This is a genomic window from Burkholderia sp. BCC0398 (genome assembly GCF_902833245.1).
GTDB lineage: Bacteria > Pseudomonadota > Gammaproteobacteria > Burkholderiales > Burkholderiaceae > Burkholderia > Burkholderia sola.
Genome location: NZ_CADFEM010000006.1, coordinates 354622 through 376793 on the forward strand (window position 1 = coordinate 354622; position 22172 = coordinate 376793).

22 protein-coding genes and 1 pseudogene are annotated in these 22172 nt (G+C 67.6%); 5 read left to right on the forward strand and 18 right to left on the reverse strand.

Features of this window, described 5'->3' with window-relative positions; all coding sequences use genetic code 11:
* Positions 1-16: 16 nt before the first annotated feature.
* Together HWX76_RS16065 and HWX76_RS37020 are read left to right on the forward strand one after the other, a co-directional pair.
* Positions 17-1237, forward strand: a complete 1221-nt coding sequence (locus HWX76_RS16065) for a cupin domain-containing protein (protein WP_050012981.1) — start codon at positions 17-19, stop codon at positions 1235-1237.
* Positions 1238-1293: 56 nt separating this feature from the next.
* Positions 1294-1540: pseudogene (locus tag HWX76_RS37020) on the forward strand (hypothetical protein).
* A gap of 20 nt (positions 1541-1560) precedes the next feature.
* On the opposite strand, the gene HWX76_RS16070 reads toward HWX76_RS37020, so the two are convergent.
* The 11 genes from HWX76_RS16070 to HWX76_RS16120 form a co-directional block, all read right to left on the reverse strand.
* On the reverse strand, positions 1561-1725 hold the full coding sequence (locus HWX76_RS16070) for a hypothetical protein (RefSeq protein ID WP_162838119.1): 165 nt from the start codon (positions 1723-1725) through the stop codon (positions 1561-1563).
* Positions 1726-1847: 122 nt separating this feature from the next.
* Positions 1848-2624 carry an MBL fold metallo-hydrolase gene (locus HWX76_RS16075; protein ID WP_050012982.1) on the reverse strand — a complete coding sequence of 259 codons (777 nt, stop codon included), beginning with the start codon at positions 2622-2624 and terminating at the stop codon, positions 1848-1850.
* Positions 2625-2628: 4 nt separating this feature from the next.
* Entirely contained in the window at positions 2629-3774 is a 1146-nt protein-coding gene (bamC, locus tag HWX76_RS16080) for an outer membrane protein assembly factor BamC (RefSeq protein ID WP_050012983.1), read from the reverse strand.
* 111 nt (positions 3775-3885) lie between these two features.
* Entirely contained in the window at positions 3886-4791 is a 906-nt protein-coding gene (gene dapA, locus HWX76_RS16085; protein WP_050012984.1) for a 4-hydroxy-tetrahydrodipicolinate synthase, read from the reverse strand.
* 46 nt (positions 4792-4837) lie between these two features.
* Positions 4838-5440 (reverse strand): class I SAM-dependent methyltransferase, encoded by a 603-nt coding sequence (locus tag HWX76_RS16090; RefSeq protein WP_050012985.1) that lies wholly within the window; start codon positions 5438-5440, stop codon positions 4838-4840.
* Between the two features lie 8 nt (positions 5441-5448).
* Positions 5449-6651, reverse strand: coding sequence for a tryptophan--tRNA ligase (locus tag HWX76_RS16095; protein WP_050012986.1), 1203 nt, complete (start codon positions 6649-6651; stop codon positions 5449-5451).
* Between the two features lie 8 nt (positions 6652-6659).
* A complete protein-coding gene (locus tag HWX76_RS16100; RefSeq protein WP_011549479.1) occupies positions 6660-7322 on the reverse strand; it encodes a site-2 protease family protein in 663 nt (220 codons plus the stop codon).
* A gap of 47 nt (positions 7323-7369) precedes the next feature.
* Complete coding sequence (locus tag HWX76_RS16105; RefSeq protein ID WP_050012987.1) at positions 7370-8002, reverse strand: L-threonylcarbamoyladenylate synthase; 633 nt, start codon at positions 8000-8002, stop codon at positions 7370-7372.
* Positions 8003-8074: 72 nt separating this feature from the next.
* Positions 8075-8905, reverse strand: a complete 831-nt coding sequence (locus HWX76_RS16110) for a 3',5'-nucleoside bisphosphate phosphatase (protein ID WP_176016026.1) — start codon at positions 8903-8905, stop codon at positions 8075-8077.
* 82 nt (positions 8906-8987) lie between these two features.
* Entirely contained in the window at positions 8988-9878 is an 891-nt protein-coding gene (locus HWX76_RS16115; protein WP_050012988.1) for an alpha/beta hydrolase, read from the reverse strand.
* A gap of 176 nt (positions 9879-10054) precedes the next feature.
* Complete coding sequence (locus HWX76_RS16120; protein WP_176016027.1) at positions 10055-10915, reverse strand: ferritin-like domain-containing protein; 861 nt, start codon at positions 10913-10915, stop codon at positions 10055-10057.
* A gap of 142 nt (positions 10916-11057) precedes the next feature.
* Between HWX76_RS16120 and HWX76_RS16125 the strand changes: the two genes are divergently transcribed.
* From HWX76_RS16125 to HWX76_RS16135, 3 genes are all read left to right on the forward strand, one after another.
* Positions 11058-11582, forward strand: a complete 525-nt coding sequence (locus tag HWX76_RS16125; protein WP_089488588.1) for a gamma carbonic anhydrase family protein — start codon at positions 11058-11060, stop codon at positions 11580-11582.
* A 25-nt stretch (positions 11583-11607) separates the two neighbouring features.
* Positions 11608-12558 (forward strand): Hsp33 family molecular chaperone HslO, encoded by a 951-nt coding sequence (gene hslO, locus HWX76_RS16130; RefSeq protein WP_050012991.1) that lies wholly within the window; start codon positions 11608-11610, stop codon positions 12556-12558.
* Between the two features lie 148 nt (positions 12559-12706).
* Positions 12707-13069, forward strand: a complete 363-nt coding sequence (locus HWX76_RS16135; RefSeq protein WP_176016028.1) for a hypothetical protein — start codon at positions 12707-12709, stop codon at positions 13067-13069.
* An 89-nt stretch (positions 13070-13158) separates the two neighbouring features.
* Here HWX76_RS16135 and ftsB read toward each other — a convergent pair whose 3' ends face one another.
* The 7 genes from ftsB to HWX76_RS16170 all read right to left on the reverse strand — a co-directional run bounded on the left by ftsB (position 13159) and on the right by HWX76_RS16170 (position 22126).
* Positions 13159-13584: a cell division protein FtsB gene (gene ftsB / locus HWX76_RS16140; RefSeq protein ID WP_176016029.1), complete on the reverse strand. Its 426-nt coding sequence runs from the start codon at positions 13582-13584 to the stop codon at positions 13159-13161.
* Positions 13585-13665: 81 nt separating this feature from the next.
* Positions 13666-14949: a phosphopyruvate hydratase gene (gene eno / locus HWX76_RS16145; RefSeq protein ID WP_006478406.1), complete on the reverse strand. Its 1284-nt coding sequence runs from the start codon at positions 14947-14949 to the stop codon at positions 13666-13668.
* 106 nt (positions 14950-15055) lie between these two features.
* Positions 15056-15910: a 3-deoxy-8-phosphooctulonate synthase gene (kdsA, locus tag HWX76_RS16150; RefSeq protein ID WP_176016030.1), complete on the reverse strand. Its 855-nt coding sequence runs from the start codon at positions 15908-15910 to the stop codon at positions 15056-15058.
* Complete coding sequence (locus tag HWX76_RS16155) at positions 15907-17565, reverse strand: CTP synthase (RefSeq protein ID WP_050012994.1); 1659 nt, start codon at positions 17563-17565, stop codon at positions 15907-15909. The genes kdsA and HWX76_RS16155 overlap by 4 nt, the downstream gene beginning before the upstream one ends.
* A 235-nt stretch (positions 17566-17800) precedes the next feature.
* Positions 17801-18601 carry an alpha/beta hydrolase gene (locus HWX76_RS16160; RefSeq protein ID WP_176016031.1) on the reverse strand — a complete coding sequence of 267 codons (801 nt, stop codon included), beginning with the start codon at positions 18599-18601 and terminating at the stop codon, positions 17801-17803.
* Between the two features lie 194 nt (positions 18602-18795).
* Positions 18796-21282: a DNA internalization-related competence protein ComEC/Rec2 gene (locus HWX76_RS16165; protein ID WP_176016032.1), complete on the reverse strand. Its 2487-nt coding sequence runs from the start codon at positions 21280-21282 to the stop codon at positions 18796-18798.
* 55 nt (positions 21283-21337) lie between these two features.
* A complete protein-coding gene (locus HWX76_RS16170) occupies positions 21338-22126 on the reverse strand; it encodes a TatD family hydrolase (RefSeq protein ID WP_089488592.1) in 789 nt (262 codons plus the stop codon).
* Positions 22127-22172: the final 46 nt, after the last annotated feature.

Sequence of the window (22172 nt, forward strand, 5' to 3'; positions counted from 1 at the left end):
CAAAACTCATTATACGATGCGCAACCGGTCTCAAGCCGAACCGCGGGATGCCGCTGCCGCCCCGCTCGGCGCGCCGCCTTCCGATCTTCCCACGCCGCTGCTCGGCGGCCTGACGCCGGCGCAATTCATGCGCGGCTACTGGCAAAAGAAGCCGCTGCTGATCCGCCAGGCGATCCCCGGCGTCGCGTCGCCGGTCACGCGCGATGCATTGTTCGAACTCGCCGCCGACTATGACGCCGAATCGCGATTGATCACCCATTTTCGTAACAAGTGGCAACTGTCGCACGGTCCGTTCGAGCCCGACTCGCTGCCTGCCGTCACGCGCAAATCCTGGACCTTGCTCGTGCAGGGGCTCGACCTGCACGTCGACGCGGCCCGTGCGCTGCTCGACCGCTTCCGCTTCATCCCCGACGCGCGGCTGGACGACCTGATGATCTCGTATGCGACGGACGGCGGCGGCGTCGGCCCGCACTTCGATTCGTACGACGTCTTCCTGCTGCAGGTCGAAGGCCGGCGCCGCTGGCGGGTCGGCGCGCAGAAGGACCTGTCGCTGCAGCCGGACGTGCCGCTGAAGATCCTCGAGAACTTCGAGCCGAGCGACGAATGGGTGCTGGAACCCGGCGATATGCTGTACCTGCCGCCGCACATCGCGCACGACGGCGTCGCCGAAGGCGAGTGCATGACCTGCTCGATCGGCTTTCGGGCCCCGTCCGCCGGCGAGCTGGGCGCCCAGTTCCTGTATTACCTCGCGGAGCGCGGCGGCCTGCGCGACGCGGGCGGCGACGACCTCTACCGCGATCCGAAGCAGCCGGCCGTCGACGCGCCCGCGCAGTTGCCGCCGGCGATGGTCGACCGTGTCGCCGAGATCGTCGACGCGATCCGCTGGCGCAAGCGCGACGTCGCCGAATTCCTCGGCTGCTACCTGAGCGAGCCCAAATCGAACGTCGTTTTCGACCCGCCCGAGCGTCCGCTGTCCGAGGCCGCGTTCGTTACGCAGGCATCACGCCGTGGCGTGCGTCTCGACAGAAGGGCCGCATTGATGTATAACGCGCGCTCGTACTTCATTAATGGCGAGGAAGGTCCGCTCGAGCAAGCCGAGGAATGGCTGCCCGAACTGGCCAATCAACGCCAGATGGAGGCGAAACGGTTTGTAACACTATCCCGGGGTCCCTCGATGACAGCCTTGTTGCACGAGTGGTATCGTGCGGGCTGGATACGGGTCGGAAGCCGGAATTAGTGTGAGTCGCCCCGTATGCCCATGCAGATCAAATTCTGTATGGGAAAGACAACGTATTGACCCCGCATTTGTCGACGGTCGATAGGAAAGTGCATATAATTTCCGCCCAAGCCGTAGGGAAGATTCACGCTCTAAGAAGTGCATCTCCACCAGCGGCCCAGGTCGGTGTTGGAGCACATTACCGGTATTGTTTCGCGCTGTTGCTTACCTTTAACCATAAAAGGACGTGATCATGAAGAAATCCCTCCTCGTAGCTTCCCTGTTGGCTGCTGTTGCACTGGCTGCTTGCAACAAGAGCGCTGATCAAGCTGCTTCGTCGGCTGCTAGCGACGCATCGGCTGCTGCTTCGTCGGCTGCTTCGGCAGTTGCTGGTGCTGCGAGCGACGCTTCGGCTGCTGCTTCGTCGGCTTCGGCTGCTGCGAGCGACGCTGCTGCTGCAGTGGCGTCGGCTGCTTCGGCAGCGACGGCTGCTCCGGCTTCGGGCGCAAGCCAGTAAGCCTTCAGCATCAGCTGAAAAAAAACCGGCCCGAGGGCCGGTTTTTTTACGTCTGCCGCTTTCGAATCGAGCGCCCGGCAGCCGCTTCGGGCCGCCGCAGCGGCCCTGCCCCGCTCATCCGAGCATCAGCCAGTCGAAGCCCGCGTCCTGCGAGGCCACGACCACGTCCTCCCCGTCCGTCCCGAGTACGCCGCCAAACGCCTGGCGGGCCAGTTCCGGCAGGTTGTTCTGCTGGCTCAGATGGGCCGCGACCAGATGCTGGAGACGGCTGCGCTCGAGCGACGCGAGGATGTCGGCCGCCGCGTCGTTGCTGAGGTGGCCGTGGTTGCCGCCGATCCGCGCCTTCAGCGACTGCGGATAGCGGCTCGCGGCCAGCATCGCGGTATCGTGGTTGGATTCAAGCACCAGCGCGTCACAGCCGCTCAGGACGGCCGTGATGTGCGGCGTAGCCATCCCGACGTCCGTCAGCACGCCGAGCCGGCGGTTTCCGTCCATGAACACGAACTGGAGCGGTTCCCGCGCATCGTGCGGGACCGTATAGGGCATCACGGCCAGATCGCGTATCGCGGCCGTCTCGTCGCCCCACAGCACGTGGAGATCGACATCGGCCTCGTCCGCGCCGACCGCGCGCGCGGTGCCCCAGCTCATGTAGAGCGGCAGCGACGCGCGGCGCGCGAGCGTCAGCGCACTGCCGACGTGGTCGCTGTGTTCGTGGGTAATGAGGATCGCATCGAGATCGGCGATGCAGAGATTCAGTCGGCCGAGCCGGCGCTCGACCTCCTTGGCGGAAAAGCCGCAGTCGAGCAGCACGCGGGTGGTCGTCGTGCCGCTCGAGGCCTCGACGACCAGCGCGTTGCCTTCGCTGCCGCTTCCGAGGCTGGCGAATCGCACGCGCTCAGTTCAGCTGCGCGTGCAGCAGCGAAATGATCCGCTGCGCGTCCGACGAGTTGTCGACTTGGCCGTTCGCGCCGATCACCGCCACCTGCGTGCCGCTGGCGCCTGCCGCGCGCACGTTGATCAGGTATTCCTTGCCGGGCTTGGCTGCCGACGGGCCGCCGTAGAACAGCTTGCCGAACAGGCCGTCACGCTTGAGCTCTTCCATCGAATTCGCATAGCGCACGGTATAGACGCCCTTCTCGCGGTCGCGATTGTCGACCGTGAAGTTGGTCCGGTCGAGCGCCAGGCCCACGCGCAGCCACGCGCGATCGAACGACTCGGCCAGTTGCAGCGTCGCCGCGCCGCCGCTCGTGTCGCTGACCTGCGCCGGCGCCGTCGCCGGGCGCGCATCGGTCAGCAACTGCTTCGCCTGCGCGTCGGTCAGGCCGAACTTCTGCATCAGCTTCGACAGGAACACGGCTTCGAGCACCGGGTTGCGCGGACGCTCCTCCCAGCGCGACGACGTGCCGCCCTGCGGGCCGACCATCATTTCTTCCATCGCGCTATGCGTGATCGAGATGTCGGTGTTGCCGTCCGACGTCCGGTTCACGAGCGTGCGGAAGCGGTCGCGCGTGCCCGACGAGTACGCGAAATCGATGACCCGGCCGATCGTGCGGCGGAACCAGTCGTCCGGAATGTTCGCGCGGTTCTCGGCCCAGTCGGTGGCCATGATGCCCGTCGACGGCGCATCGGTCTTCAGCGAGAAGCCGTTCTCCTGCCAGAACTCCTTCAGGATCGGCCACAGCTGCTCGGGCGTGCGGCCGTCGACGACGAGCCAGCGGCGATCGCCGTCGCGCTCGATGTGCATGCCGAGCGGATCCTGCGCGCTCGGGATGCCGTCGGTCGCGTTGCCCGCTTGCGTCGTGGCCCGCGGCGGCAGCGTGCCGAGTCCTGCGTTGGTCGGTGGCGCGACGAACTGCTGCGTCGTCTGCACCGGCTTCAGGTCGCTCGGCACCGCGAGCGGCGGCGCCGAGCCGGTGTTCTTGTAGTTGACCCGGTCGGGGGCCAGGTAGTCGTTCAGCGTATCGCAGCCAGCGAGCGCGCCCAGCGCCAGCGCCACCACCGACAACTGGATGGCGCGAGAGGAAATGGCGAAACGTTTCATGAAATCCTTCGTCTTGCTAGAACGCTCGTCAGGAGCGGCGCCGGACGGAGCCGGCCGGTGCGGGTTGATCAGGGGTCGAGCCGGCGGCCGCAGGACGCGGCCGCGTCGGCATCAGGCGAGAACGCCGGCCTCGACGAGGGCCGAACGCACGGCATCGTGGCAGCGCTCGTCGAGCGCCGTGAGCGGCAGCCGGATCCCGCCCTGCATCTTGCCCATCGCCTGCAGCGCCCACTTCACCGGGATCGGGTTCGCTTCGATGAACAGATTCTTGTGCAGCGACAGCAGCTTCATGTGCAGTTCGCGCGCCGTTGCGACGTCGCCGGCCAGCGCCGCGCGGCACAGCTCGCTCATCGCGCGCGGCGCGACGTTCGCGGTCACCGAGATGTTGCCGTGGCCGCCGAGCAGCATCAGCGCGATCGCGGTCGGATCGTCGCCGCTGTAGATCGCGAAATGCTTCGGCGCGGCCTTGATCAGGTGCGCGGCGCGATCGATGTTGCCGGTCGCTTCCTTCACGCCGATGATGCCCGGCACCTGCGCGAGGCGCAGCGTCGTCTCGTGCGCCATGTCCGCGACCGTGCGGCCCGGCACGTTGTACAGGATCACCGGCAGGTCGACCGCTTCGGCGATCGTCCGGAAGTGGCGGTACATGCCTTCCTGCGTCGGCTTGTTGTAGTACGGCACGACCTGCAGCGTCGCGTCCGCGCCGACGGCCTTCGCGTGCTTCGTCAGCTCGATCGCCTCGGCGGTCGAATTGCCGCCGGCGCCCGCGATGATCGGGATGCGTTTCGCCGCATGCTCGACCGCCGTGCGGATCATCAGGATGTGCTCTTCGACGCTGAGCGTTGCCGACTCGCCGCTCGTACCGACGACGACCAGCGCATCGGTGCCTTCCGCGATGTGCCAGTCGACCAGTTTGCGAAACGCCGGCAGATCGAGACTGCCGTCTTCGAGCATCGGGGTGACGATCGCGGGGATGCTGCCGCGGATTTGAATGCCGTCTTGGGTGCCGTTAGCCATGAAACGCGATTGAGTATGTACCGGTAAACATTGAGATTGTAGCGGATTAGCCGGGCAGTTCGTAACGTGGAATTCCCGCCCCCGCCTTCGGGGTCGCGCCCTCGCGCACTGCGCTAAGACGCTGGACGAATGCCTCGCGCGGCGCGGCGATGAAACCGTCCTCGTACGCGACCACCCGCAGGCGGCCGTGCACGGCGTCCAGCAACTCGCCCGGGGCGAGCAGGAACGCGGGGTTGGACGGTTTTCCGACCGTTTCGTTTCCTTGCGCGAAGGTTTCGTAGATCAGCACGCCGCCCGGCGCCACCGCATCGAGCAGATGGGGCCAGAGCGGACGATGCAGGTAGTTCGTGACGATCACGGCCGCGTACTGCTCGCCGGCCGGCAGCGGCCACGGCGCGCCCTCGAGATCGGCCGCTCGGGCATCGACACCCGGAATCGCGCGCAATGCGGCCAGCGCGGCCGGATCGCGATCGAGCGCGACGACCGGATGCCCGCGCGACGCGAACCCGCGCGCATGGCGGCCGCCGCCCGCGGCGACGTCGAGCACCGCGCCGCCGGCCGGCACGAGCCGCGCCCATTGCGCGACCCAGCGCGACGGCTCGGCCTGGCCGACGTGGCCGCCCGCAGCGGCGATGACGGATTCGCTCATGCGCCGGATCAGTTGTACGACAGGCCCATTGCGTCGCGCACGTCGCGCATCGTTTCCGTCGCGTACTTGCGCGCCTTGTCGCAACCGTCCGCGACGATCGCACGCAGCAGCGACGGATCGTCCATGTACTTCTGCGCGCGCTCGAGCATCGGCTGCTGTTCGCGCAGGATGCCTTCGACGACCGGCTGCTTGCAGTCGAGGCAGCCGATACCCGCCGAACGGCAGCCCTTCTGCACCCACTCGTGCGTCGCTTCGTCCGTGTAGACCTGGTGAAGCTGCCACACCGGGCACTTGTCGGGATCGCCCGGATCGGTGCGGCGCACGCGGGCCGGATCGGTCGGCATCGTGCGGACCTTCTTCGTGATCGTGTCGGCGTCTTCACGCAGGCCGATCGTGTTGCCGTACGACTTGGACATCTTCTGCCCGTCGAGGCCCGGCATCCGCGACGCTTCGGTCAGCAGCGCCTGCGGCTCGACCAGGATGATCTTGCGCGCGCCTTCGAGATAGCCGAACAGGCGCTCGCGGTCGCTCATCGACAGGCTTTGCGATTCCTGCAGCATCGCGCGCGCCTGTTCGAGCGCCTCGTCGTCGCCTTCCTGCTGATACGCGTTGCGCAGCTCGTGATAGAGCTTCGCGCGCTTGCCGCCGAGCTTCTTCGCGGCGTCGAGCGCCTTCTCCTCGAAACCGGGCTCGCGGCCGTACAGGTAGTTGAAGCGGCGCGCGATCTCGCGCGTCATCTCGACGTGCGGCACCTGGTCCTCGCCGACCGGCACGAGCGAGCCGCGATACAGCAGGATGTCGGCCGCCATCAGCACCGGGTAGCCGAGGAAGCCGTAGGTGGACAGATCCTTGTCCTTCAGCTTCTCCATCTGCTCCTTGTAGGTGGGCACGCGTTCGAGCCAGCCGAGCGGCGTGCTCATGCCGAGCAGCAGCGCGAGTTCCGCATGCTCGGGCACCTTGCTCTGGATGAACAGTGTCGCCTGCGCGGGATCGATGCCGGACGCGAGCCAGTCGATCAGCACGTCCCACACGTTCTTCTCGATGACCTCGGGCGTCTCGTAGTGCGTCGTCAGCGCATGCCAGTCGACGACGCAGAAGAAGCACGGGTACTCGGACTGCAGCTTCACCCAGTTTTTCAGCACGCCGTGGTAATGACCGAGGTGCAGCGACCCGGTGGGTCGCATGCCGGAGAAAATACGTTCTGGGAACATGATTGTCGTTAGAAAAGCGAGGCGAAGGGGGACAGGATGGCGCTCAGGACGGCGTAGCCGACATTGACGAGCGGACGCAGCCAGAAGTTCGTCAGCACGCCCGTCGTGACGAGCACGAGGACGATGATGAAACCGTACGGCTCGATGCGCGACAGCGCGATCGATTGCCTGGTCGGCAGCAGCGCCGCCAGGATGCGGCCGCCGTCGAGCGGCGGCAGCGGAAACAGGTTCAGCACGCCGAGCACGAGGTTCGCGCTGACGCCGGCGAACGCCATCCGCGTGAAGAACGGCTCGTCGACGCCGACGGCCGGCAGCACGAGCGTCAGCAGGCCCCAGACGAGCGCCTGCACGAAGTTGCAGGCCGGGCCCGCGAGCGCGACCCACAGGCTGCCCCAGCGCGGATTGCGCAGGTTGCCGAACGATACCGGCACCGGCTTCGCATAGCCGAACAGGAACGCGCCGCCGGTCAGGAAGTACATCGCGAGCGGAATGGCAATCGTGCCGAGCGGGTCGATGTGGCGCATCGGATTGAACGACACGCGCCCCATCGCGTACGCGGTGTTGTCGCCGAGCAGGCGTGCAGCGTAGCCATGCGCGGCCTCGTGCAGCGTGATCGCGAAGATCACGGGCAACGCGTAGACGGCGATGGTCTGTATCAGGGAAGCATCCATATCGCGTTATTGTAACAAGCGCACTCGCGCAAAAATGAACGGCGCGCTCATGCGGCCGAGAGGCCGAACGGTTCGAGCGCGCCGCGCCCCGCGCGGATGAGTTCGGGCGCGTCGCCGGTCAGGTCGATCACCGTCGACGGTTCGCGCGGGCAGGCGCCGCCGTCGATCACGAGGTCGACCTGTTTCTCGAGGCGCGTGCGGATTTCCTCCGGATCGTTCAGCGGTTCGTCGTCCGGCGGCAGGATCAGCGTCGTGCCGAGCAGCGGCTGGCCGAGCGACTCCAGCAGCGCGAGCGTGATCGCATGATCGGGCACGCGCAGCCCGATCGTCTTGCGCGACGGGTGCGACAGCCGGCGCGGCACTTCCTTCGTCGCCTGCAGGATGAACACGTACGGGCCCGGCGTCACCGACTTGATCTGCCGGTACTGGCGGTTGTCGACCATCGCGAAGTTGGCGAGCTCCGACAGGTCGCGCACGAGCAGCGACAGGTGCTGCTTCTCGTCGAGGCCGCGAATCCGGCGCACGCGCTCGACCGCATCCTTGTCGTCGAGATGGCACGCGAGCGCATAGCTCGAATCGGTCGGCATCGCGATCACGCCGCCCTTGTTGACGATCTCCACCGCCTGCTTGATCAGGCGCGGCTGCGGATTATCCGGATGAATCCTGAAGAACTGGGACATGGGGACACGTAAAGAGGGAGAAGTCGGATGCACGCATCGGCGGCAACGCGGGCCGCCCGAAGCCGCCCGGCGTCAGAGCCAGCGCTCCCAGACCGGTGTCAGGTCGGGCGGCAACGGCGGCAGGCTGCCGAGCTCGATGCGGCCCTCGCCCGGCGCATGGAAATCCGAGCCGCGCGACACTTCGAAGCCGAAGCGGCGTGCAACGTCCGCGTATTCGCGGTACTGGTCGGGCGTGTGGCTGCCCGTGATGACCTCGATCGCGCGGCCGCCGAGATCGATGAACTCGCCGAAGAACGCGTCGAATTCGACCGGCGTATAGCGATAGCGGCCCGGATGCGCGACCACCGCTTCGCCGCCCGCCGCGCGGATCCAGCCGACCGCGTCGGACAGCGACGCCCAGCGATGCGGGACGAAGCCGGGCTTGCCGTCGCCGAGCAGGCGATCGAACACGTCCGACGTCGATTCGGCGTGGCCGTTTTCGACGAGAAAGCGCGCGAAGTGCGTGCGCGAGATCAGGTCGGGATTCGACACGTATTTCAGCGCGCCTTCGTACGCGCCGGGAATGCCGAGCGTCGCGAGTTGCTCGGCGATCGCCAGCGCGCGCGCCGCGCGGCCGTGGCGCGCGCGGTACAGGCCGTCGACCAGCGCCGGATGGGCGGGATCGATGTGCAGACCGACGATGTGCACGGTGCGCGATGCCCACGTGACCGAAATCTCGACGCCGCTCAGGTAGCGCATGCCGAGCGCTTCCGCCTCGCTGCGCGCCGCCGCCTGGCCGCCGATCTCGTCGTGATCGGTCAGCGCCCACAGGGTCACGCCGCCCGCATGCGCGCGGCGCGCGACGTCGGCAGGCGACAGCAACCCGTCGGAAACATTGGAATGGCAGTGGAGATCGGCGTTCATTATCGGCATCGCAGGTAAGGCCTCATTCTACTGCAACGCCGCAATTGCGCCGCCCGGCCGCCGTGCCGCCCGCGCCACGCGCCTATGCGCAGAACGCCTCGATCAGCGCCGCGATCTGCTCGGGCTGGTCGTGGTGCACCATGTGCCCGGCATCCTCGATGAGCTTCTCGCGCCAGTCCGGGAATGCGTTGAAACGCGCCTTGAATTCGGGCAGCGGGATGTCGCCGGCGATGTAAGCGAGCGTCGGCGAATTGACGGCCTCGACGTGCAGCACCTTCGCGCGCACCTGTTTCCAGGTCGCCATCACTTCGTCGAGCCGGTACAGCAGCGGGCCGGGCATCTTGTGCGCCGGGTCGGCCAGCAGGTGGTAGAGGCCGTCGTCGCCGCGTTTCGACCAGTGCGCGGCGAGAAACGCGGCGCGGCGCGGGTCGAGCCGCGGATTGGTCTTGATCAGGCGCGCCGCCACGTCGTCGAGGGATGCGTACGGCCGCAGCGCGGGCGGCTGGCGCAACTCGTCGAGCCAGCCGCGCAGCCGGCGCGGCGCCTGTTCGGCGCGGGCCGGCGCGAGCCCGAACCCTTCGAGATCGACCACCCGCCGCACGCGCTCCGGCCGCGCGCCGGCATACAGGCACACGACGTTCGCGCCCATGCTGTGTCCGACCAGATTCACCTCGCCGGTCGGCGCATAGCGGTCGACGAGCGCATCGAGATCAGCCAGGTATTCGTGGAACCAATAGTGGCCGCCGCCCTGCCGCGCGACCGGCCAGTCGGACAGCCCGAAGCCGCGCGCATCGGGCGCGATCACCCGCCAGTCGCCCGCGAGCGCATCGACGACGAACTGGAACGACGCCGCGACGTCCATCCAGCCGTGCAGCATGAACAGCGTCGGCGCATCGGGCCGGCCCCAGCGCCGCACATGCAGCTGGACGCCGCGCACCGTGACGAAATCGGAAACAGAACTCGAGGCAGTCATTGCAGCCGCTCAAAAAAAAGAATGGTCGTTCGATTATAGCGGCGCCCCGGCTCCGGCGGCCCGCGATCGAGGTACCGCTCTAGCGGCGAGGTCGTTCCGGCGCCGGCCGGCAGATGGCATCGATCCGGTGCGCGAGCCGGCCGGCGGCCGTCCGGACGCGGCCGAACGCGATCCGGCTAATGCGCGGGGCGTCCGTCCGCCGCGTCCTGCGCGGCCAGTTCGTCGAGTTCGGCCTGGTCGAAGCCGGCATCGCGCCGCGCATCGAAATTGAACGGGCCGCGCAGTCGCGGTGCGTGGTACTGCTCGGCGAGCTGCCGATAGGTCTGCACGGGATCGCGCCCGGCCGCGTCGCACAGATGACGGAACCAGCGGTTGCCGATCGCGACATGGCCGATTTCGTCGCGCAGGATCACGTCGAGGATCGCGGCCGACGCATCGTCGCCCGCCTGCACGAGCCGCGCGCGGATCGGCGGCGACGCGTCGAGCCCGCGGGCCTCGAGCGTCCGCGGCACGAGCGCCATGCGCGCGAGCACGTCGTCCCTGGTCCGCTCGCACATCTCCCACAGCCCGTTGTGCGCGGGAAAGTCGCCGTACGCATGCCCGAATCCGTCGGCGAGCCGGTCGGACAGCAGCGTGAAGTGATAGGCCTCCTCGGCCGCGACCTTCAGCCAGTCCGCGTAGAACGCGTCCGGCAGGCCCGCGAAGCGCCAGACCGCGTCAAGCGCCAGGTTGATCGCATTGAATTCGATATGGGCAAGCGCGTGCAACAGCACGGCACGCCCTTCCGGCGACCGCATGCTGCGCCGCTGCAGTTCGCGCGGCTCGACGAGCGGCGGCCGTGCCGGGCGCCCGGGCAGACCGGCCGGTTCGCGCAGTTCAAGCGCCGGCGCGATCGCGGCCTGCCCGGCCCGCAGCGCATCGTGCAGCACGCGCACCTGCGCGGCCTTGGCCGCCGGCTCGGCAATACGCAGCGCGTCGAGCGCCACGCTGCGCACACAGGCGGGCGCCGGGCCGAAAGAAGAAGACACGATGCTCATAAACGGGGACACCTTGCGTACGCATGCGGGAGCACAGGCACGCGACGGTTTACAATATGCGTTTGTTCCGCGGCGCCAGGCGCCGAGCAAACCGGACGCGCCATTCTACCGGCGCCCATCATCGAAGAGACAAGGAGACCCCGTGACGATCTACAAGCTGGGCGATACGGCCCCGACGATCCACGAAAGCGTATTCGTCGCCGATACGGCAGCCATCATCGGCAAGGTCGTGCTCGAGGAAAACGCGAGCGTGTGGTTTGGCGCGACGATTCGCGGCGACAACGAGACGATTACGGTCGGCGCCGGCAGCAACGTCCAGGAAGGCGCGGTCCTGCATACCGACCCGGGCTTTCCGCTGACGATCGCCGACAACGTGACGATCGGGCACCAGGCGATGCTGCACGGCTGCACGATCGGCGAAGGTTCGCTGATCGGAATTCAGGCGGTGGTCTTGAATGGAGCGATCATCGGCCGCAACTGTCTGGTCGGTGCCGGCGCGGTCGTGACGGAAGGCAAGACGTTCCCGGACAACTCGCTGATTCTCGGCGCACCGGCGAAAGTCGTGCGCGAGCTGTCGGCCGAAGACGTCGCGCGGCTGCGCGCGAACGCGAAGACGTATGTCGAGCGACGCGCGCATTTCAAGGAGCAACTCGTGCGGATCGGGTGATCCGCACGGATTTCAAGGAAGAAGAGTGAGCGACCAGTTACAGAAATTCATGTTCAATGCGGCGCCCGTGCGCGGCGAGATCGTTTCGCTGCGCAACACGTGGCAGGAAGTACTCGCCCGCCGCGACTACCCCGCCCCCGTGCGCACGGTGCTCGGCGAGATGATGGCCGCGTGCGCGCTGCTGTCCGCGAACCTGAAATTTCACGGCACCCTGATCATGCAGATCTTCGGCGACGGGCCGGTCCAGATGCTGGTCGTCCAGTGCGGGTCCGACCTGTCGATGCGGGCCACCGCGAAGTTCGCCGGCGACGCCGCGCAGACGATCGGCGACGACACGCGCTTCGCGTCGCTCGTCAACGCGAGCGGCCACGGCCGCTGCGTGATCACGCTCGACCCGGCCGACAAGCTGCCGGGCCAGCAGCCGTACCAGGGCATCGTGCCGCTGAACGGCGTCGACGGCCCGCTCGAATCGGTGTCGCAGGTGCTCGAGCACTACATGCATCATTCGGAGCAGCTCGACACCCGGTTGTGGCTCGCGGCCGATCGCGACCGCGCGGTCGGGATGCTGCTGCAGAAGCTGCCGGGCGACGGCGGCATCGTGCCGCGCAACGCCGAAACCGATATCGACACGTGGGAGCGCGTGTGCACGCTCGGCGCCACGCTGTCCGCGAAGGAGCTGCTCGAGGTCGAACCGGAAGTGGTGTTCCGCCGGCTGTTCTGGCAGGAAAACGTGCAGCACTTCGAACCGGCAGGCACGCGCTTCCAGTGTTCGTGTTCGCGCGAGAAGGTCGGTGCGATGCTGCGCATGCTCGGTCGTGAGGAAGTCGACAGCGTGATCGTCGAGCGTGGCCACGTCGAGATCCACTGCGAGTTCTGCAACCAGCGCTACGAATTCGATCCGGTCGACGTCGCGCAACTGTTCGCGGCGCCCGGTGTCGAAACCGGCATCGCACCCGCGACCGACCAGCGTCACTGAGTCGCGCGTGAGCCGCATGCCCGTGCCCACCAGCGGCACGGCGCGGGCGCATAATGACGCACGAGCGCCGCACGCGCGGTTCGAGCGCCGGAGGCACGGCCTTCGGCGCCAGCCGCTTTCCACGGTCGGCGCGCCGCAGGAGAAACACATGAATCGCCGCCCCTTTTGCACCGTCCGCATCGTCGTCCTGACGAGCATGGCCGCCGGCACGCTCGCGCTTGCCGGCTGCGCGATGCCGCCGCCGACTGCCACGATCCTGAGCCGCCTGCCGGAACCGGGTGCGTCAGGCGGCCAGCCGCCCGTGCTGTCGAGCGCCGAACGCAAGCGCTACGACGAGATCGACCGGCAGGTGTTGCGCGAGCAGAATAGCGCGATGGCGGCCGAAGCGGCCGCGCGCGCGTGGGCCTATTACTCGCCGCCGCCGGTGACGGTCTACGGCGGCTACTACGGCGGATGGGGCAATCGCTGGGGCACGGGCGTCGGTTACGGCTACCCCGGCTGGTGGTGGTGAACGGGCGTCGCCCGATCGATTGACGACCGGCAGGAAATAAAAAAGCGCGGCATTTCCCGCGCTTTTTCAATGGATTCGACGTACCGCGCTCAGTGATGCGCCGGCTTGGCCTTGTCGCCGCCGTGATGCCGCGACGGCTTCGCGATCGACTGCGGATTCGGCACGACCCGCACCGGCGCCGCGGACACGGCGCCGCGCGTCGACGTATTCGACGGCGTGGTGTTCACCGGTCCTGCAGGTGCATTCGGCGACACGAACTGCACGAATACTTCGCCATCCTTCACCATGCCCATCTCGTAGCGCGCACGCTCCTCGATCGCCGCGGTGCCGCTCTGCAGATCCTGCACTTCGCCGGCGGTGCGCTCGTTGCGCAGCTTCTCGTCCGCGTTCTTCTGCAGCTGGTCGTCGAGTTGCTGACGCAATTCGTGCACCCGCAGCCAGCCGCCGTGTCCCCACCATAGGGGGTACTGAATGAGCGCCAGCAAGGCAATCAGGACGACAGTGACAAGCCGCATGTAAGAGACGCAGATATAAGAAGCGCCGCTCCGCGCACAGGCACAGAGCGGCGTCGAGATGACGAACCCGATAGTAGCGCGTTAGCGCAGGTTATAGAAAGCCGATTTGCCCGGGTAGCTCGCGATGTCGCCGAGATCTTCCTCGATACGCAGCAGCTGGTTGTACTTCGAGATGCGATCGCTGCGCGACAGCGAACCCGTCTTGATCTGACCGGCGTTCAGGCCGACCGCGATGTCCGCGATCGTCGAATCTTCCGTTTCGCCCGAGCGGTGCGAGATCACGGCCGTGTAACCCGCGCGCTTCGCCATTTCGATCGCCGCGAACGTTTCGGTCAGCGTACCAATCTGGTTGATCTTGATGAGGATCGAGTTCGCGATGCCCTTCTCGATGCCTTCCTTCAGGATGCGCGTGTTCGTGACGAACAGGTCGTCGCCGACCAGTTGCACCTTCTTGCCGAGGCGATCGGTCAGCAGCTTCCAGCCGTCCCAGTCGCTTTCGTGCATGCCGTCCTCGATCGACACGATCGGGAACTTGTCGGCGAGCGTCGCGAGGTAGTCGGTGAATTCGGCCGACGACAGTTGCAGGCCTTCGCCCGCGAGCTGGTACTTGCCGTCGTGGTAGAACTCGGATGCCGCGCAGTCGAGCGCGAGCAGCACGTCTTCGCCCGCACGGTAGCCGGCCTTCTCGATCGCCTGCAGGATCGTCGACAGGCACTCGTCGTTGCTGCCGAAGTTCGGTGCGAAGCCGCCTTCGTCGCCGACCGCCGTGCTCATGCCGCGGTCGCTCAGGATTTTCTTCAGCGCGTGGAACACTTCCGCGCCGCAACGCAGCGCTTCACGGAACGTCGGCTGGCTGACCGGGACGATCATGAATTCCTGGATGTCCAGGCTGTTGTTCGCGTGCGCGCCGCCGTTGACGATGTTCATCATCGGCACCGGCAGTTGCATCGCACCCGAGCCGCCGAAATAGCGGTACAGCGGCAGGCCGGCCTCTTCGGCGGCGGCCTTCGCGACGGCCATCGACACGGCCAGCATCGCGTTCGCGCCGAGGCGCGACTTGTTGTCGGTGCCGTCCAGCTCGAGCAGCGTCTTGTCGAGGAACGCCTGTTCCGACGCGTCGAGGCCCATGATGGCTTCGGAGATTTCGGTGTTGATGTGCTCGACCGCCTTCAGCACGCCCTTGCCGTTGTAGCGGCCGGCTTCGCCGTCGCGCAGTTCGATCGCTTCACGCGAGCCGGTGGACGCGCCCGACGGCACCGCCGCGCGGCCCATCGTGCCCGATTCGAGCAGCACGTCGCATTCGACGGTGGGGTTGCCGCGCGAATCCAGAATCTCGCGGCCGATGATATCTACGATTGCACTCATGGGTTTCCTCTGAGAATGACGATGGATTCTTCAAACTGCAACGGCGTGCGCGCCGGAACCGCTTTCGCTACAGACGCGCGAAGCCGTCGCAAGGTTCATTCGATCTTTAATTGAAATCGTTTTCCAGGAGCGGATTGCGCTTCACCGCCTGGTCGAGCGTGACGAGGGTCTCCAGCAACGCGCCCATGCGGTTCAGCGGCACCGCGTTCGGGCCGTCCGACTTCGCCTCGGCCGGATTCGGATGCGTTTCCATGAAGAGGCCCGCGACGCCCGTCGCGACCGCCGCACGGGCGAGCACCGGCACGAATTCGCGCTGGCCGCCCGAGCTCGTGCCCTGCCCGCCCGGCAACTGCACCGAGTGGGTCGCATCGAACACGACCGGCGCGTTCGTCTCGCGCATGATCGCGAGCGAACGCATGTCCGACACGAGATTGTTGTAGCCGAACGAGACGCCGCGCTCGCACGCCATGAAGCGGTCTTCCGACAGACCGGCTTCACGCGCCGCGTCGCGCGCCTTGTCGATCACGTTCGTCATGTCGTGCGGCGCGAGGAACTGGCCCTTCTTGATGTTGACGGGCTTGCCCGAGCGCGCGCACGCATGGATGAAATCGGTCTGACGGCACAGGAACGCCGGCGTCTGCAGCACGTCGACGACCGACGCGACCTGCTCGATCTCGTCGATCGAATGCACGTCGGTCAGCACCGGCAGGCCGAGCTGACGCTTCACCTCGCCGAGGATCCGCAGGCCCTCGTCCATTCCGAGGCCGCGAAACGACTTGCCCGAACTGCGGTTCGCCTTGTCGTAGGACGACTTGTAGATGAACGGGACGTTCAGCTTCTCGCAGATCTCCTTCAGGCGACCGGCCGTGTCGATCGTCATTTGCTCCGATTCGACGACGCAGGTACCCGCGATCAGGAAGAAAGGCTGGTCGAGACCGACCTCGAAATCGCACAGCTTCATGCTTGCACTCCGCGCGCTTGCTTGTTGGCGAGCGCGGCTTCGACGAACGACTTGAACAGCGGATGACCGTCACGCGGCGTGGACGTGAATTCCGGGTGGAACTGGACGCCGACGAACCACGGGTGCATCGAACGCGGCAGTTCCATCATTTCCGGCAGATCCTCGCTCGGGGTACGGGCGCTGATGATAAGGCCGCCGGCTTCGAGCTGGGGCACGAAGCGGTTATTGACTTCATAACGGTGGCGATGGCGCTCGTTCACGTCCTTGCCGTAGATTTCTTCCGCCATCGTGCCCGGCTTGATCGGGCAGCGCTGCGAACCCAGGCGCATCGTGCCGCCGAGGTCGGATTCCTCGGTGCGCGTCTCGACCTTGCCTTCGCGGTCGTACCATTCGGTGATCAGCGCGACCACGCGCTCCGGCGTGTCCGGATCGAATTCCGTGCTGTTCGCCTGCTTCAGGCCGACGACGTCGCGCGCGAATTCGATCACCGCGAGCTGCATGCCGAGGCAGATGCCGAGATACGGCACCTTCGACTCGCGCGCATAGCGAACCGCGGCGATCTTGCCTTCCGTGCCGCGACGGCCGAAACCGCCCGGCACCAGCACGGCGTCGAGATGCTTCAGGCTGTCGACACCGTTCGCCTCGAGCTCTTCCGAGTCGATGTACTCGATGTTGACCTTGGTCGACGTGTGGATCGACGCGTGACGCAGCGCTTCGATCAGCGACTTGTACGACTCGGTCAGATCGACATACTTGCCGACCATGCCGATCGTCACTTCGTGCTTCGGATGCTCCAGCTTCTCGACGAGCGCCGACCACATGCTCAGGTCGGCGTCCTTCGGCGACAGCTTCAGTTCCTCGCAGATGATCCGGTCGAGGCCCTGGTCGTGCAGCATCTGCGGAATCTTGTAGATGCTGTCGGCGTCCCACACCGAGATCACCGCGTCTTCCGGCACGTTCGAGAACATCGAGATCTTCTTCGATTCGTCGTCGGGGATGCGGCGATCCGCACGGCACAGCAGCACGTGCGGCAGGATGCCGATCTCGCGCAGCTTCTGCACGCTGTGCTGGGTCGGCTTCGTCTTCAGCTCGCCGGCCGTCGCGACGTACGGTACGAGCGTCAGGTGCACGAAGCACGCGCTGTTGCGACCGAGGCGCAGGCTCATCTGGCGTGCGGCCTCGAGGAACGGCAGCGACTCGATGTCGCCGACCGTGCCGCCGATCTCGACGATCGCGACGTCCGGCTCGCCGCAGGTGGCCGATGCCGCCCCGCGCTCGATGAACGCCTGGATTTCGTTCGTGATGTGCGGAATGACCTGCACGGTCTTGCCGAGATAGTCGCCGCGGCGTTCCTTGCGGATCACCGATTCGTAGATCTGGCCGGTCGTGAAGTTGTTGGCCTTGCGCATCTTCGTGCTGATGAAGCGCTCATAGTGGCCGAGGTCGAGGTCGGTCTCCGCTCCGTCTTCCGTCACGAACACTTCGCCGTGCTGGAACGGGCTCATCGTGCCGGGGTCGACGTTGATGTAGGGATCGAGTTTGAGGAGGGTGACTTTCAGACCGCGCGATTCGAGGATCGCGGCGAGAGAGGCGGCGGCAATACCCTTGCCGAGGGAAGAAACTACGCCGCCGGTGACGAAAACATATTTGGTCATCGCTGGATGCTCGCGGGAAAAACGGATTATACCGTAAAGCCCGCCCTTCTCTCAGCAATTGGCGTGATGATCGCGCCCTTTCGTGCCGGCCCGCGCGGACCCGCGCCGATCGCGCGCGCCGGCGCGAACCGGCCGGCCGGTCGGCGCGCCGCGCATGCGCCGGCGGGCATTCCGGCCGCCCGGCGAAACGTCAGGCACGCTTCGCGAGCGGCGCGCCGGCCTGCGAAACGCCGCCCTACTCCGTCTTCAGCGAATTCAGCATCCGCTGCAATGCGCGAGCAGTCTCGATCGGCCGTTCCATCGGGAACAGGTGGCTCCCCTCGAGCCATTCGATGCGCCCGCGCGTCGCGCGGCGCGTCGCATCGAGCCCGACCTGCCGCACCTCGCGCGAGCGCGTGCCGGCGAGGAAGCCGAGCGGCACCGGCGCGCCGTGCGCGAGCCGCGGGCCGAGCGTGTGCGGCAGCGTCCGGTAGATCAGGTATTCGACCTGCCGGTCGAACGCCAGCGCGCGCTCGCCGTCGGCACCGGCCTGCGGGATGCCGTGGTCGATATAGTCGGCGAGCATCCGCTCGTCCCAGCGCGCGAACGCGGGCTTCTCGCGGAAGTGCCGCCACACTTCGTCGCGGCTCATCCAGCGCGTGCGCCGGTTGCGCGTCGCCGCGGCCGGCGACAGCCGCTCGTCGAGCCCCGCCCACTGGCTCGCGCGCAGCGCGCCGGCGCGCCAGCCGGCGATGATCGGCGAATCGATCATCACGACGCCGCGCACCCACTGCGGCTTCTTCAACGCGGCCATCAGCGACAGGTAGCCGCCGAGCGAATGGCCGACGAGCCAGACCGGGCGCTCGTAGCGGCTGCCGATATCGTCGAGCAGTTGTTCGACGAGATGCGGCCAGTCGCGCGTCACCGGGTAGCGGCGATCGTGGCCGATCCGTTCGATGTAGCGCAGCTCGTAGTCGTCGGCCAGTTCGGCGAAGATCGTCCGGTACGTCGACGCCGGAAAGCCATTCGCATGCGAGAAGTGGAGGATGTCCTTCAAACGACGATGTCTCCTTTGTCGACGAGAGTTAGCGCTTTAGCGCTTACTCTCGTCCCATGCTTCGCGGTCGGCGGGAGTTAACGCTTCAGCGCTTACGCCAGCCCCATCCTTCATATTTATGTATGTCGGAACCGTGCTTCGGCACGGTACGCCGGCCCCGGATTTTCCGTCCGATACACCAGCCTTCGCCGCGCTCACCGGTCCATCCAGTACCGGCGCTGTTCGTCGCGATAGCGCGCACATGCGAACCCGCCGGCCGGCGCGACGTCGAACCGCACGGCGCCGTCGCGATCGGTGCGCGGCAGCGGAATCCCGCGCGCCTCGTAGCGGGCGAGGACCGTCCGGTGCGGATGCCCGAAGCGATTGCGATAGCCTACAGGAAAAGCCGCGACGCGCGGCCCGACCGAATCGAGGAAAGGCTCGATCGACGACGTACGGCTGCCGTGGTGCGGAACGACCAGGATCTGCGCGGCCAGCGCGTCGCGCGCATCGACCACCAGCCGGCGCTCGGCGGCGGCCTCGATGTCGCCCGTCAGCAGTGCCGACGTGCCGCCCGCATCGATGCGCAGCACGCACGATTGTCCGTTCGACGAACCCGTGCCCACCCCGCCGGGTGGCCACAGCATCGTGAAGACGACACCGTCCCAGGTCCACCGCTGCCCCGCCGCGCATGGCAGCCGATCAGCCACGCCGGCCGCCTGCGCATCGCGCCACAGCCGGTGGCGCGGCGCAATACCGGCCAGCAGCTGGCGCACGTCGGCGGCCGCATAGACGGCCGGCGCGCCGCCCGCATGATCGGCATCCGCATGACTGAGCACGAGCGAGTCGATCGTCGCGATGCCGCGCGCGCGCAACGCCGGCGCGACGATCCGCGTACCGGCGTGGGACGACTCCGCGCCCGGCCCCGCATCGAACAGCAACGTCCGGCGCGCGGTTTCGACCAGCACCGCCGCGCCTTGCCCGACGTCGAGCACGGTCAGCCGAAAGCCGCCCGGCGGCGGCGCATCGGGCGCCGGCGCGACGAGCGGCAGCCACGTCAGCGGCGCCGCCCAGCGCAACGGCCAGCCGCGCGGCATCAGCGCCCACGCGACACCCACGCAGGCGAGTGCCAGCACCGGCCAGTCGGGCATGCGCAGCCAGAACACGCCGGCCGGCCAGTCCGCCAGATGACCGAGCAGCGTCATCATCGGCGCGAGCGCCGCATGCGCAAGCCGAAAGGCCGCCGCATCGAGCGGCGACGGCAACGCGATGCCGGCCAGCACGACCGGCGTCACGACCGAGCTGACCCACGGAATCGCGAACGCATTGCCGAACGGACCCGACAGGGAGACCTGCGCGAACCAGGCGGCGGTGAGCGGCGCGAGACCGATCGTCACCGCGTACTGCACGCGCGTCGCCTCGGCGATGCGGCGCCGGCAGCGCGTCGCCCACCCGCGCAACCTCCTCCGCAAGCCGGCCGTGCGGCTTTCCGCGCCCGCTTCATCCACATCGTCGAGCTCGCGCACCGCGCGCCAGCCGGCGACGGCCAGCAGGATCACGGCGACCGCGCCGAACGACAGCCAGAATCCGGCCGACAGTACGGCCCACGGATCGGCGAGCAGCACGCCGCCGAGCGCCGCGCACAGCACCGCGGACGTCGGCACGCTGCGGCCGGCCAGATACGCGACGCCGCCGCCCGCGATCATCCACCACGCGCGCTGTGCCGGCACGTTGAAGCCGGCGAGCGCGGCGTAGCCCGCGGCAGCAACCAGCGCGGCAAGCGCGGCCGCGTACGGCGCCGGCAACACGAGCGTCGCGGCCCGCGTGCGCCAGCGCACGCGGCGCCACACCATCGACACGAGCCAGCCGGCAATCGCGCCGACCAGCCCGACATGGAGACCGGAAATCGCGACCAGGTGGCTCGTGCCCGTGTTGCGCAGGACGCGCCAGTCGTCGTCGCCAATGCCCGACTGGTCGCCGATCGCCAGCGCCGCGACGATGCCGCGGTGCGCCGCATCGGCACCGAGCACCGCGCCGATGCGTGCGCGCAGCGTGTCGCGCACCCGGTCGATCGATGCGCGCCATCCCGATGCGCGCGCATCGAGCAATACCGCCCGACGCGGCGCACTGACATAGCCGATCGCACGAATGCCGGCGGCCAGCCACGCCGCCTCGCTGTCGCGCACGCCGGGATTGGCCTCGGCGTGCGGACGCTTGAGACGCACGACGAAACGCCAGCGCTGGGCCGCACGCAAATCGGGCAGCGCTTCGCGTGTCGCGGATGCGCCATACGCGCGCCACGACAGCCGGATCAATGGCGGGAAACGGGTGAGCCCCGCATCGTTCGACTCGACCGCCAACAGCAGCCGCGCGCCCGTTTCGTCAACAACGGGCAACCCACGGATCACGCCCGTGACGACGATGTCGCGCCCTTCCCATTCGACAGGCAGGCTGTCGCGCAGCCGCCATTCGGCGCGCGCGGCCGCATAGCCGAACCCCGCGACGCAGGTCGCGACCGCGCACAGCATCCATCCACATACCAGGACCGCGCGCGTGCGCCGTCGACGCGCGCACCATGCGCCCAGCGCCGCGCAGCCCGCGAGCACGGCTGCTCCGATCGTCCATGCGATCGCCCCGGGCAACGCCGCCTGCCGCTGCAGCACGACGACGCCGAGTGCGAACGCGATCCACCCCACGCGCATTCCGCCTCCTCGTCGACCCGGCGCCCCCTGCCAATGCGGCGCCTTCCGGCAACGATTATGCGGACGAAAGGGCGAGTCGCGGCAGCGCGGCGAGCGCGTTAGCCGAAGTGCATACGGCCAGTTCGCCAGTATCCAGCCCGCGCAATTCGGCGAGCACGCCGCCGATGCGCGGCACCTGGTCGGGCGTGTTGCGGGATTTGTATGCCCATTCGGGCGCGATGTCGGGCGCGTCGGTTTCGACGACGAGCGCGTCGAGCGGCAACTCGGTGGCGAGCCGGCGGATCTGTCGCGCGCGCGTGAAGGTCACGTTGCCGCCGAAGCCGAGATGCAGCCCCTGCGCCAGATACGCTTCGGCCTGCTGAAAACTGCCGTTGAACGCATGCGCGATGCCGCGCCGCACGCCGAAACGGCGCAGCCCGGCCAGCACGCGGTCCTGCGACTTGCGCACGTGACACAGCACCGGCAGGTCGAATTCCCGCGCCAACTGGAGCTGGCCCTGGTAGAAGAACTGCTGCCGGTCTTCGTCGAGCCCCGGCACGAAATAGTCGAGCCCGATCTCGCCGATCGCGACGAAACGCGGATCGTCGAGGCTCGCCTCGATCTCCATGCGCAGCCGGTCGAGATCGGCGTCGCGCGCCTGCGGCGTATACATCGGATGGATGCCGAGCGCATAGGCCGCGCCCGGCGTGCGCTGCGCGAGTTCGCGCACCGTCGTGAAGTTGTCGCGCCCGATGCTCGGGATCACGATGCGCGACACGCCGGCCGCGCGCGCAACCTGCGCGACCGCGTCGCGGTCGGCGTCGAACTCGGCGGCATCGAGATGGCAGTGCGTGTCGATCCACATGTCAGCGGTCCTGCGCCGTTGCGCCGTGCCGCGACAAACCGGCGGC